General features: G+C 64.9%; 11 protein-coding genes. 7 read left to right on the forward strand and 4 right to left on the reverse strand.

Annotated elements, in window-relative coordinates:
• The first annotated feature begins 59 nt into the window (after nt 1-59).
• Entirely contained in the window at nt 60-437 is a 378-nt protein-coding gene (locus L0D18_RS02605; RefSeq protein WP_243027200.1) for a CBS domain-containing protein, read from the forward strand.
• A 90-nt stretch (nt 438-527) separates the two neighbouring features.
• The gene (locus L0D18_RS02610) at nt 528-1,517 is read left to right on the forward strand and encodes a pectinacetylesterase family protein (protein ID WP_243027201.1); all 990 of its coding nucleotides are present in this window, start codon (nt 528-530) and stop codon (nt 1,515-1,517) included.
• Here the strand turns inward: L0D18_RS02610 and L0D18_RS02615 are convergent.
• Together L0D18_RS02615 and recG are read right to left on the reverse strand one after the other, a co-directional pair.
• Complete coding sequence (locus L0D18_RS02615; protein WP_243027428.1) at nt 1,501-2,247, reverse strand: hypothetical protein; 747 nt, start codon at nt 2,245-2,247, stop codon at nt 1,501-1,503. The two genes, L0D18_RS02610 and L0D18_RS02615, sit on opposite strands and share 17 nt — an antisense overlap.
• 10 nt (nt 2,248-2,257) lie before the next feature.
• On the reverse strand, nt 2,258-4,585 hold the full coding sequence (gene recG, locus L0D18_RS02620; RefSeq protein ID WP_243027202.1) for an ATP-dependent DNA helicase RecG: 2,328 nt from the start codon (nt 4,583-4,585) through the stop codon (nt 2,258-2,260).
• Between the two features lie 15 nt (nt 4,586-4,600).
• On the opposite strand from recG, the gene L0D18_RS02625 reads away from it, so the two are divergent.
• From L0D18_RS02625 to malQ, 5 genes are all read left to right on the forward strand, one after another.
• Nucleotides 4,601-5,815 carry a M16 family metallopeptidase gene (locus L0D18_RS02625; protein ID WP_243027203.1) on the forward strand — a complete coding sequence of 405 codons (1,215 nt, stop codon included), beginning with the start codon at nt 4,601-4,603 and terminating at the stop codon, nt 5,813-5,815.
• On the forward strand, nt 5,805-7,025 hold the full coding sequence (locus L0D18_RS02630) for a M16 family metallopeptidase (protein ID WP_243027204.1): 1,221 nt from the start codon (nt 5,805-5,807) through the stop codon (nt 7,023-7,025). The genes L0D18_RS02625 and L0D18_RS02630 overlap by 11 nt, the downstream gene beginning before the upstream one ends.
• A complete protein-coding gene (locus L0D18_RS02635; RefSeq protein WP_243027205.1) occupies nt 7,015-7,875 on the forward strand; it encodes a DMT family transporter in 861 nt (286 codons plus the stop codon). The genes L0D18_RS02630 and L0D18_RS02635 overlap by 11 nt, the downstream gene beginning before the upstream one ends.
• Before the next feature lie 16 nt (nt 7,876-7,891).
• Complete coding sequence (locus L0D18_RS02640; RefSeq protein ID WP_243027206.1) at nt 7,892-8,764, forward strand: 3-hydroxybutyryl-CoA dehydrogenase; 873 nt, start codon at nt 7,892-7,894, stop codon at nt 8,762-8,764.
• 127 nt (nt 8,765-8,891) lie between these two features.
• Nucleotides 8,892-10,394 carry a 4-alpha-glucanotransferase gene (gene malQ, locus L0D18_RS02645; protein WP_243027207.1) on the forward strand — a complete coding sequence of 501 codons (1,503 nt, stop codon included), beginning with the start codon at nt 8,892-8,894 and terminating at the stop codon, nt 10,392-10,394.
• Nucleotides 10,395-10,441: 47 nt separating this feature from the next.
• Here malQ and sucD read toward each other — a convergent pair whose 3' ends face one another.
• Nucleotides 10,442-11,308 (reverse strand): succinate--CoA ligase subunit alpha, encoded by an 867-nt coding sequence (gene sucD, locus L0D18_RS02650; protein WP_243027208.1) that lies wholly within the window; start codon nt 11,306-11,308, stop codon nt 10,442-10,444.
• Nucleotides 11,305-12,441, reverse strand: coding sequence for an ADP-forming succinate--CoA ligase subunit beta (sucC, locus tag L0D18_RS02655; protein ID WP_423247888.1), 1,137 nt, complete (start codon nt 12,439-12,441; stop codon nt 11,305-11,307). The genes sucD and sucC overlap by 4 nt, the downstream gene beginning before the upstream one ends.
• Between the last annotated feature and the right edge of the window lie 19 nt (nt 12,442-12,460).

Below are 12,460 nucleotides of genomic sequence, written 5' to 3' on the forward strand. Positions count from 1 at the left end.
GGGTGGAAAAGGCCCGCAAACCCCCTTTGCTCCCTTCCCGCCGGGCATGGAGGTGCGCCATGAAAAAGGCCAAGGACATCATGTCCACCGAGGTGGTGAAGATCCAGGGTTCGGCCACGGTGAAGGAGGCCATCAACCTCATGAAGGAGACGGGCCTTAGGGCCCTCATCGTGGACCGGCGCAACGAGGAGGACGCCTACGGCATCATCACCGAGACCGACATTGTCTACAAGGTCATCGCCTACGGCAAGGACCCCAGCACGGTGCAGGTGCACGAGATCATGACCAAGCCGGTGATCACCGTAAACCCTGACCTGGGCGTGGAGTACGTGGCCCGGCTTTTTGCCAACACCGGGATCCGCCGGGCACCGGTCATCCAGGGGGAGGTGATCGGCATCGTTTCCGTGACGGACATCCTGCGCAAGGCGGTCTTCTAAGGCCAAAAGAGGGAAGGAGGCCCCCCTTAGGGGGGCTTCTTTTCTTGACTTGGTCTAAGGGTTTGGGTAGGCTCCTGGTGGAGGTGCAGAATGCGGCGTTTGCTAGCCCTGCTTTTGCTGTTGGGTTTGGCCTTGGCCCAGGGCCTCGAGGCCCTCTGGAAGGCGGTGGAGGTGCCGGGAGGGGTCTGCTCCGATGGGTCCCCCTATCGGTTTTACGTGAGCCCGGGGGACCCCAAAAAGGTGGTCATTGATTTCCAGGGAGGCGGGGCCTGCTGGGACGCCGCCACCTGCAGCCCCCAAAGCCAGACCTACCGCAAGCGGGTGGATATTCAGGAGCTTCTTTTGGCCCAAGGTATATATAACCGCATCAGCGTGGCCAACCCCTTCTATGGTTGGACCCACGTCTTTGTGCCCTACTGCACCGGGGATCTCCATGTGGGCCGGGCTACGGTGGACTACGGGGGCTTTAGGGTGCACCACCAGGGGGCCAGGAACGCCTTGGCGGCCTTGGAGTACGTGTTCCGCAACCACACGGACCCGGAAAGGGTCTTCGTGACCGGTTGCTCCGCTGGGGCCTATGGGGCAGTCTTCTTTGCGGACAAGGTGCTTTCCACCTACAAAAACGCCCAGGTGGCGGTCTGCGGGGATGCTGGGGTAGGGGTGCGCACCCCGGGCTTCCCGGGCTTTAGCGTCTGGAACCCGCGCCTGCCCGAGCTTTCTGGCCTTTCCCAGAACCCGGAGGTGGCGGAGATCTACCTGGCCCTGGCGAAGGCCTTCCCCAAGGCCCGCATCGCCCAGTACACCACCCTTTTGGACGGGACCCAGATCTTCTTCTATGGCCTCATGAAAGGGGAGAGGAGCCCTTCCGAGGCCACGGCCCGGGAGTGGGCCGAAGGGGCCATGAAGGCCATCCTGGCCCCGGCCCAGGCGGAAAACTACACCTTCTTTTTAGCCCCGGGGAGCCAGCACTGCATCCTGCCGAGGCCCGAGCTGTACACCTTGAAGGTGGGGGAGGTTTCCTTCCTGGATTGGCTCAGGGCCTTGGCGGAGGGTAAGGGGGCTCCTAGGGTGCGCCCTTAAGGCCGAAGGCGGCGAACCAGGCCTTGAGCTCTGGGTCAAGCGCCAAAAGGAGCCCATGCCCCTTTTTCCGGTCCAGGGGGGCGGCCTCCAGGCAGGCCTTTAACAGGCTGTCCCCCTTCGTTTCCAGAAGCTCCTGGGCCTTGAGGGTGAACTGGGCCTGGAACCATAGGGCGCTTTTTAGGTCTCCCCGCCTCCTCTCATACGTGGAAAGGCTTCGCTTTTCTGGCTCTAAGTCGCTTAGGTAAAGGCACATCTCCAGGAGTCCTTGGAGGAGGTCCGGCCGAGCGCGCTTTAGGCCTAGGAGAAAGAGGTAGTTGGCGAGGAACTCATCCAGCCAGCGGGCTCCCGTGCGCAACCGCCAGGCCACCTGGAGGGCATGGGCGTACTCGTGCCCCAGGTTGAGGTCCAAAAAGGCGGGGATTTCCATGGGGGGTGGTCCCAGGGGGAGAAGAACCTCGCGGAAACGGTGAAGAAGCCGCTCGGGATAGGTGAGGGGGGCGTAGAGGAAGAGCCTTCCCCCTTCCGCCCGCTGGAAGGGAAGGCCATAAGGATAGGGGAGATGGCTCCGCCAATCCCGCTCGGAAAGGACATAGAGGGTTACCGGAGGCACTGGGGCATAGCTCAGGTAGACCTCCCGAAGTTCCAGCAGGTAGTCCCTGAGGCTTTTAGCCCTCAGGGTGCCGCCCTCCGAGGCGAAAACGGGAATGTGGGGATGGGGAAGGGTCTTCATCCCCATTTGCCTAGATGACCTCCCGGAAGCCCATGCGCTCTGCTTGGGCCCGGAGCTCCTCCTTAAGGGTCTGGTGCTGGGGCCAGGAGAGGTCGGGGTCCATTTCCAGGATGCGCTTGGCCAGGGCCCGGGCCTTTTCAATAACCTCCGTGTCCTCGGCCAGGTCCCCCAGCTTCAGCTCCGGGTACCCCGACTGCCGGGTGCCCCTGAGCTCCCCGGGGCCCCTCAGTTTCAGGTCCATCTCCGCGATGTAGAAGCCGTCATTGGACTCCTCGAGGACCTTTAGGCGCCTGAGGGTTTTCTGGCTGGCTTCCCCTGCGATCAGGATGGCGTAGCCTTCCAGCCCCCCTCGCCCCACCCGGCCCCTCAGCTGGTGGAGCTGGGCCAGGCCGAAGCGCTCGGCGTTTTCCACGATGATGAGGCTCGCCTTGGGGATGTCTACCCCCACCTCCACCACGGTGGTGGATACCAAAAGGTCAAAGGCGCCCTGGCGGAAGGCCTCCATGACGCTATCCTTTTCCCGGGCGGGCATCTTTCCGTGAAGGAGGGCCATGCGCACCCCAGGGAGAAGGCCTTTCAGCTCCTGGTAGAGGGCGGTGGCCGCCTTCAGGTCCAGTTCTTCCGACTCCTCAATGGCCGGGGCCACCACGAAGACCTGGTGCCCCTTCCTCACCTCCTCCCGGGCGAAGGCGTAGGCCTGCAGGCGCAGCCGGTGGGGGAGGACCTTGGTCCTCACGGGCTTTCGCCCGGGGGGCATCTCGTCCAGGAGGCTGACCTCGAGGTCCCCATAGAGGGTTAGGGCCAGGGAACGGGGGATGGGGGTGGCGGACATCACCAGGACATCGGGAGGAACCCGGGCCATCTTGAGGAGGGCCCGCCGCTGCAAGACGCCAAAGCGGTGTTCCTCGTCCACCACCGCAAGCCCCAGGTCCTTAAACCCCACCCCCTCCTGGATGAGGGCGTGGGTGCCCACCGCCACCTGGGCTTCCCCGGAAAGAAGCCTCTGGACGGCCCCTTCCTTCTCCTTGGGGGTCATGGACCCCAAAAGGAGCTCCACCCGCACCCCCAGGGGGAAAAGGTACTGGGTCAGGTTCCCGTAGTGCTGCTTGGCCAGGATCTCCGTGGGGGCCATGAGGGCTCCTTGGGCCCCGTTCATGGCCGCCAGAAAGAGGGCATAGGCCGCCACCACCGTCTTTCCTGAGCCCACATCCCCCTGGAGGAGGCGGGCCATCTGCCGGGGGCTTTGCATGTCCTGGGCGATCTCCCCCATGACCCGCTCCTGGGCCCGGGTGAGGGAAAAGGGCAGGCCTTTCTTGAAGGTTTCCGTCCAGGCCTCCTCCACCCGGAAGCTCCGGCCTAGGACCAGGCCCCCGGCGTCCAGAAGGGCCTTGAGCTCCAAGAGGAGGTACTCGTCAAACTTGAGGCGAAGGAGGGCCTTTTTCAAGGCCTCCTCATCCTCGGGGAAGTGGATCTGGCGAAGGGCCTCGGCGTACGGGAAAAGACGGTGCTCCTCCCGGTAGGCTTCCAGGGGGTCGGGGAGGGGGAGGGCCATTTCCAGGGCCCGGTGGACGGTGCGGCGCAGGAAAGCCTGCCCGATCCCCTCCTTGGCGGGGTAGATGGGCACGATCCTCCCCGTGGAGAGGGACTCGGTGCCCTCGTTCTCAAAGTGCTCCACGTAAAGCTGCACCCCGTTGCGCCGCTGCACCCGGCCCGTGACGATCAGGGTTTCCCCCTCCTGGATCTGGGAGAGAACCCAGGTTTGGTTGAACCAGACCAGGGTGAGGCGAAAGCCCCAAGCATCCTGGGCCCGCACCTGCACCAGCTGCATCCCCTTCTTGGGGGTTTTCACCAGCTCCTTGGCCAGGACCCTCACGGCGAGGGTGGCCTTCTGGCCGTCCTCCAGGAAGCGCACCCCGGGAAGGGCCCGCCGGTCCTCGTAGCGGCGTGGGTAGTACTGGAGGACGTCCCGCACCGTGTGGAGGGAAAGCTCGGTGAGCTTCTTGCGGCTTTGGGGCGGGGCCAGGAGGTGGGCGGGGTCCTGGAGGGTGAGGCGGGGGGGCTGGGGCCGGGCGGAAGGTTCCCCCCTGCTTGCGGCCAGCGGTTCTTGGCCATTCTCCAGGAAGCGGATGGCCTCCTCCAGGACCGCCTTGCGCTCCTCCGGGCTTTTCGCACCGTACCCCAGGAAAAGCCTTTGCAGGTGGGGAAAGGGCTTGGCCAGGTTCTGGATGAGGGTTTCCAGGCCCCCCACCACCACCTGGTCCCGGGCCCCGTCCTTTAGCTCCCTTAGGAGGGGCCTGAGGAGCCTTTGGCGAAGTTCCCCTTCCCTCACGTTCTCCATGATACCCTTAGGCCTGTGAGCCGCGTGGAGCGACTGCCGAATGGGCTTCTTTTGGCCCTGGAGGAGCGGGACTACCCCGGGGTGGCCTTCGGGCTTCTGGTGCCTGCCGGGGCGGTGAACGAGCCCGAGGGGCTTCTGGGTGCCAGCACCCTTCTGGAGGGCTGGCTTTGGAAGGGGGCTGGGGAGCTGGACGCTTGGGGGCTGGCCCAGGCCCTGGACGCCCTGGGGGTAAGAAGGCAAAGCGGGGCCGGGTTAGAGTACACCCTGTTTTCCGCGGCCTTTTTACCGGAGGTCCTGGAAGAGGTCCTGCGCCTCTATGCCCTTCTCCTCCTTAGGCCCCGGCTTCCTGAGGAGGGCTTTGAGGCGGTGAGAAGCGTGGCCCTGCAGGCCCTTCTTTCCCAGGAGGACCAGCCGGCCCGGAAGCTCTTCTCCGAGCTCCGAAAAAGGGTCTTCCTCTCCCCCCATGGAAGGGATCCCTTGGGGGAGGAGGAGAGCCTGAAGAGGGCCACACCCCAGGCGGTGCGGGAGGACTTTGCTAGGCGCTACACCCCGAAAGGGGCCATCTTGGCGGTGGCGGGAGGGGTTTCCTGGGAAAGGCTTCTGAAGGCCCTGGAACCCCTTTTGGCCTGGGAGGGGGAGGAGGCTTTTTACCCCGAGCCCTTTCTTTCCCAGCCCCAGCGCTTCCTCCTCAAGCGCCCCACGGCCCAGGTGCAGATCGGCCTGGCCTACCCGGATGTGGGCCCGGAGGACCCCCGGTTTTACGCGGCCCGGCTGGCCCTGGAGGTGCTCTCGGGGGGCATGAGCAGCCGCCTTTTCACCGAGGTGCGGGAGAAAAGGGGCCTGGTCTATGCGGTGAGCGCCTTCCCCGCCGGGGTCAAGGGCCAGGGCCTCCTCATGGCCTATGGGGGCACCACCAAGGAAAGGGCCAGGGAGACGTTGGAGGTCATGCTTTCGGAGGTGGAGCGCCTGGCGGAAGGGGTCACGGAGGAGGAGGTTTCCCGGGCCAAGGTGGGGCTCAAGACCGCCTTGGTGATGGCGGATGAGTCCATCCGAAGCCGGGCCGCCTCCATGGTGCGGGACCTCTTCATGCTGGGGCGGGTCCGGCCCCTTTCCGAGATCGAGGAGGCCATAGAACGTACGGGCCTTCCGGCGGTGAACGCCTTCTTGCGGGAACACCCCTACCGCAACCCCTGGGTGGGGCTTTTGGGCGAGGTGGACGATGTTTCGTGAGGCTGAACTGAAAAATGGCCTGAGGGTCATTGCTGAGGTGCTTCCGGAGGCGCGGAGCGTGGCCTTGGGCTACTTTGTCCGGACGGGGGCCCGGGACGAGGCCCTCGAGGAGAGCGGGGTGAGCCATTTCCTGGAGCATATGGTCTTCAAGGGGCCGGAAGGGATGAGCGCCTGGGAGGTGAACCTGGCCTTTGACCGCCTGGGAGCCCAGTACAACGCCTTCACCTCCGAGGAGGCCACAGTCTACTACGGGGCGGTTTTGCCGGAGTTCGCCTTCCCCCTGCTGGGGCTTTTCTCCCGGCTCATGCGCCCTGCCTTGCGCCCGGAGGACTTTGAGACCGAAAAAAAGGTCATCCTGGAGGAGATCGCCCGCTACCAGGACCGCCCGGGCTTCATGGCCTACGATTGGGCCCGGGCCCGCTTCTTCCAGGGACACCCTCTGGGGAATAGCGTCCTGGGCACGGTGGAGAGCATCACCGCTCTCACGCGGGAGGCCATGGCCGCCTACCACGGGAGGCGTTACCTGCCGGGGAACATGGTGCTGGCTGCCACGGGGAGGGTGGATTTTGCGGCCCTGGTGGCCGAGGCGGAACGGCTCACGGAGGATTGGCCTCTAGGGGAGGCGGGAAGGACCTACCCACCCTTAAGCCCTGCCCAGGGGGTAGAGGAGCACCCCTACGAGAAGGCCCGGGCCCTCTATCTGGTGGGCCTTTTCCCCGGGGTTGGCTACCAGGAGGAGGAGCGTTTTGCCGCCCAGGTGCTGGCCCACCTCCTGGGTGAGGAGGGCTCGGGGCGGCTCCACTTCGCCCTGGTGGATACGGGCCTCGCCGAGGCGGCCTCCTTTGGCCACGAGGAGGCGGATAGGGCCGGTTTCTTCCACGCCTACGTCCAGGCGGACCCGGCAAACAAGGAAGCGGTGTTGGCTGTCCTTAAGGAGGAGCTTGACCGGATCACCCTCGAGGGCGTGGGGGAGGAGGAGGTGGAAAAGGCCAAAACCCCCTTGGCCACAGGCCTGGTCTTCGCCGGGGAAACCCCTATGGGGAGGCTTTTCCACCTGGGGATGGAGTACCTGTACACGGGCCGGTACATCTCCCTGGCCCAGGTGAAGGAAAGGGTGCTCCAGGTGGGGGCTAAGGAGGTAAACGCCCTTCTGGAGAGGGGCCTTTTGCCAAGGGGCCTCTACTACCTGGTGTTACCCCATGGAGCCTAAGGCCCTAGGGGCGGCCCTCCTCACCATCCTCTTCTGGGCCAGCGCCTTTGCCGGCATCCGGGCGGGGCTCCAGGGCCTAAGCCCTGGGCACCTGGTCCTCCTGCGTTTTCTGGTGGCCAGCGCCCTGCTTCTCCTTTACGCCCGCCTTCACGGTCTTCGCCCACCCAGGAAGGAGGACCTTCCCCGCCTTTTTCTCCTGGGGTTTTTGGGCATCACCGTTTACCACACCGCCTTGGCCTACGGGGAGCTCACGGTGAGCGCAGGGGCCGCGAGCCTGCTCATCGCTACCGGGCCGGTGTTTACCGCACTCCTCTCCTTCTTCTTCCTGGGGGAGCGGCTTAGGCCCGTAGGGGTGCTGGGGTTTGCCCTGGCCTTTCTGGGCTCCTTGTTGATCGCCTTCGGGGAGGGAGGCGGGGTGTCCTTGAGCCCGGGGGCTTTCTTGATCCTGCTTTCCGCCCTTTCCACCTCCTTGTACTTCGTTTGGCAAAAGCCCCTTTTTGCCCGTTACGGTAGCCGGGAGATGACGGTTTACACCATGGTTTTGGGCACGCTTCCCCTTCTCGTCTTTCTGCCTGGCCTGGGGGAGGCCCTTCTCCGGGCGCCCCGCCCGGCCCTTTACAGCGCCCTGTACCTGGGCGTGTTCCCCGGGGCCCTGGCCTACCTCACCTGGACCTATGCCCTTTCCCGCACCCCGGCCTCCCGCCTTTCCAGTTTTCTTTACCTGTCGCCGGTCCTGGCCATCCTGATCGCCTATGGGTGGCTGGGTGAGATCCCTTCCCCCCTTTCCCTCCTGGGCGGGGCCTTGGCTCTGGTGGGCGTCCTTTTGGTGAACCTCAGGGGCGTAAAATAGCCCGAGAGGTGCCGGTATGGAGGTAAAGCGGATTGGCGTGGTGGGCGCAGGACAGATGGGCAGCGGCATCGCCCAGGTGGCGGCCCAGGCGGGGTTTGAGGTGGTGCTGGTGGACGTGGCGGAAGGCTTCCTGGAAAGGGGCCTGAAGGCCATCCAGCGGTCCCTAAGCAAGTTTCTGGAGAAGGGGCGGATCGCTCCCCAGGACCTGGAGGCCACCTTGGGGCGGATCCGCACCACCGTGGTCCTGGGGGACTTGGCGGAGGCCGACCTGGTGGTGGAGGCCATCGTGGAGGACGAAGGGGAAAAGCGCCGCCTCTTTGAGCGCCTGGGAAGCCTGGTGAAGCCCGAGGCCATTCTGGCCAGCAACACCTCCTCCATCCCCATCACCGCCCTAGCCCGCTACTCGGGAAGGCCCGAGCGCTTTATTGGCATGCACTTCTTCAACCCCGTGCCCCTCATGCAGTTGGTGGAGGTGATCCGGGGGGAGCTTACCGCGGAGGAAACGCGGGATGTGGTGATGGCGGTGGCCAAAAGGATGGGGAAGACCCCCCTCGAGGTCCAAGACTACCCCGGTTTCGTCTCCAACCGCCTCCTCATGCCCATGATCAACGAGGCCATCGAGGCCCTGAGGGAAGGGGTGGCCAGCAAGGAGGCCATAGACGGGGTCATGCGCCTGGGGATGAACCACCCCATGGGGCCTCTGGAGCTGGCCGACCTCATCGGCCTGGATACCTGCTTGGCCATCATGGAGGTGCTCCACCGGGGCTTTGGCGACGATAAGTACCGGCCTTCTCCCCTCCTTCGCCGTATGGTGCAGGCGGGGCTTTTGGGCCGTAAGACGGGGCGGGGGTTTTACACCTACGACGAGAAGGGGAACAAGGTGGGTTAAGTAAGGGTCCTTAGCCCAGGGGGTTAAGGCGCTTTTAGGGGAAACCCTTGCCCGTATACGGGTGGGTTACGGTAAGGGGGTGGGGTACCCGTTGGAAATCCTTCCACAGGGGGAATAAACTGGGCCCATGGAGCTTCCGCGTGCCTATGGCTTGCTTTTGCACCCCACCAGCCTGCCTGGACCCTATGGCATCGGGGTCCTGGGGGAGGAGGCCCAGGCTTTCCTCCGCTTTCTGAAGGCATTTGGGGGACGGTACTGGCAGGTCTTGCCCCTGGGCCCCACGGGCTACGGGGACTCCCCCTACCAGGCCTTCAGCGCCTTTGCCGGGAATCCCTACCTCATTGACCTCCGCCCCTTGGCGGAATCGGGGTACGTGGCTCTCAAAGACCCCGGCCTCCCCCAAGGCCGGGTGGACTACGGCGGGCTTTACGCCTGGAAGTGGCCGGTGCTCCGGGCGGCCTTCCAGGGTTTTCAGGAGCGGGCTCCCCAAGGGGAACGGGAGGCTTTCCAGGAGTTTTGGGAAAGGGAGGCCTTTTGGCTTCGGGACTATGCCCTCTTCATGGCCCTTAAGGAGGCCCATGGGGGGCTTCCCTGGAACCGCTGGCCCCTTCCCCTACGCTTGCGGGAGGAAAGAGCCCTTAAGGAGGCGGAGGCCAAGCTTTCCGAGGAGGTGTCCTTTCACGCCTGGACCCAGTGGCTCTTTTCCCGCCAGTGGCACGCCCTAAGGGAGGAAGCGGAGGCCTTGGGCCTAGCCCTCATCGGGGACATGCCCATCTTCGTGGCCGAGGACTCCGCGGAGGTCTGGGCCCATCCCGAGTGGTTCCATCTGGATGAGGAGGGAAGGCCCACGGTGGTGGCCGGGGTGCCCCCGGATTACTTTTCGGAAACGGGCCAGCGCTGGGGCAATCCCCTATACCGCTGGGAGGTGCTGGAAAGGGAAGGGTTTTCCTTCTGGGTGGAGCGCCTGGGAAAGGCCCTGGAACTATTCCATCTGGTGCGCATTGACCACTTCCGGGGCTTTGAGGCCTACTGGGAGATCCCTGCCTCGTGTCCCACCGCGGTGGAAGGGCGCTGGGTTAAGGCCCCGGGGGAAAAACTCTTCCTGAAGATCCAGGAGACTTTCGGCCAGGTGCCCATCCTGGCGGAGGACCTGGGGGTCATCACCCCAGAGGTGGTGGCCTTAAGGGAGCGGTTTGGCCTGCCTGGGATGAAGGTCTTGCAGTTCGCCTTTGACGGGGGAATGGAGAACCCCTTCCTTCCCCACAACTACCCCCCTCACGGTCGGGTGGTGGTCTACACCGGTACCCACGACAACGACACCACCTTGGGCTGGTACCGCACGGCTACCCCCCACGAAAGGGCTTTCCTGGAACGCTACCTGGGGGAATGGGGTATCGGTTTCCAAAGGGAAGAGGAGGTGCCTTGGGCCCTCATGCACCTGGGGATGAAGTCGGTGGCCAAGCTGGCCATCTACCCGGTCCAGGATGTACTGGCCTTGGGAAGCGAGGCCCGCATGAACTACCCTGGAAGGCCCTCCGGCAACTGGGCCTGGCGGCTTCGCCCGGGGGAGCTGAGGCCGGAGCACGGGGAGCGGCTTCTTTGGATGGCTAAGGCCACGGATAGGGTGTAAAAGCGGCCCACCCTGGCTTGGCCAGGGTGGGGGACGGCCCAAGGCCTTTAGCCCAAGGCCTTTTTCACCAGCTCCACGATCTCGTCAATGGTGTCCGCCACGGGGATCCCCGCTTCGGCGAAGGCCTGCAGCTTGGATTCCGGGGTGCCCACATTCCCCATGATGATGGCCCCGGCGTGGCCCATACGCTTGCCCTTAGGAGCGCTGCGGCCCCCGATGAAGCCCACCACGGGTTTTTTCATGTTCTCCTTGATCCAGGCCGCGGCCTCCTCCTCGTCGGACCCCCCGATCTCCCCAATGAGGACCACGGCCTCCGTCTCGGGGTCCTCGTTGAAGAGGGGGAGGAGGTCCTTGAAGGTGGTGCCGATCACCGGGTCGCCCCCAATGCCCACGGTGGTGGTGGTGCCCAAGCCCGCTTGGGAGAGGGCGGCTGCCGCCTCGTAGGTGAGGGTGCCCGAGCGGCTTATAAGCCCCACCTTTCCCCGCTTGAACACGTGGCCCGGCATGATGCCGATCTTGCTCTCCTCGGCGCTGATGAGGCCCGGGCAGTTCCCCCCGATGAGGCGGCTACCCAGGGCCTTGATCTCCGCCACCGCCTTCACCATGTCCAGGGTGGGGATGCCCTCGGTGATGAGGACGATGAGGGGGATGCCCGCGTGGGCCGCCTCGAGGGCCGCATCCGCCGCAGCCGGGGCAGGCACGAAGATGATGGAGGCGTCAATAGGGTGCTGGGCCACGGCCTCTTTGACCGTGTCGTAGACGGGAAGGCCTAGGACCTCGGTTCCCCCTTTCCCTGGGGTGACCCCGGCCACTATCCGGGTGCCGTAGTCCAACATCTGCTGGGTGTGAAACAGCCCCTCCCGGCCGGTGATGCCCTGGACCAGGACACGGGTTTCGCGATTGATAAGGATCACGCCGCACCTCCCACCATGGCCACGATGGCCTTGGCCGCCTCCATGGACGTGGGGTACATGTAGATGGGCCTGCCTTCCAAAAGCCTCTTGGCCTCCTCCTCCGCGGTGCCCGCCACCCGCATGACCACGGGCTTGGAAAGAAGCCCCTCCTCCAGGGCCCGGATCACGCCCTTGGCCACCTCATCCGCCCGGGTGATGCCGCCGAAGATGTTGATGAACACCCCTTTGACATCGGGGTCCTTGAGGACCACCTTGAGGGCGTTATAGACCACCTCCGCCTTGGCCCCGCCCCCGATGTCCAGGAAGTTGGCGGGCCTGCCCCCCACCCGGTTCACCAGGTCCAGGGTGTACATGACAAGCCCGGCCCCGTTCCCGATGACGCCGATATTCCCTTGCAGCTTTACGTAGGCGAAGCCGTAGTTGCTGGCCTCCACCTCCAGGGGGTGCTCGGCCTCAATCTCCCTTAGCTCGGCTAGATCCGGGTGCCGGAAGAGGGCGTTGTCGTCCAGGACGATCTTGGCATCGGCGGCCACCACCTGGCCCTCGGTGGTGACCACCAGGGGGTTGATCTCGGCGATGGAGGCATCCACCCCCTCGTAGGCCCGCCATAGGGCCACCAGGACCTGGGCCAGCTTGTTGAGGTGGCCCTCGAGGCCCGCCCGCTTCACCATCTCCCGGGCCTCAAAGGCCCGGAAGCCCTTATGGGGGTCAATCCAGAACTTGTGGATGGCCTCGGGGCGTTCCGCCGCCACCTCCTCGATGTCCACACCCCCTTCCTTGGAGAGCATGAGAACCACCCGCTTTTGGGAACGGTCCAGGATAAGCCCGGCGTAGTACTCCTTGGCGATGTCCACCGCCTCGGCCACCAGGACCTTCTTCACCGTGAGGCCCTTGATGTTCATCCCCAGGATGGCCTGGGCCCTCTCGTAGGCCTCCTGGGGGGTGTCGGCCAGCTTCACGCCCCCGGCCTTGCCTCTCCCGCCCACATGCACCTGGGCCTTGATGACCACCCGCTTGCCCAGCTCCTCGGCGATGCGCTTCGCCTCCTCTGGGGTGTAGGCCACCTTGCCGGGCGGCACCGGTACCCCGTAGCGGGCCAGGATCTCCTTGGCTTGATACTCGTGCAGGTTCAAGCTCCACCTCCTTGGCCGG

It is taken from the genome of Thermus albus (assembly GCF_022760855.1).
In the GTDB taxonomy this organism is placed as follows: domain Bacteria; phylum Deinococcota; class Deinococci; order Deinococcales; family Thermaceae; genus Thermus; species Thermus albus.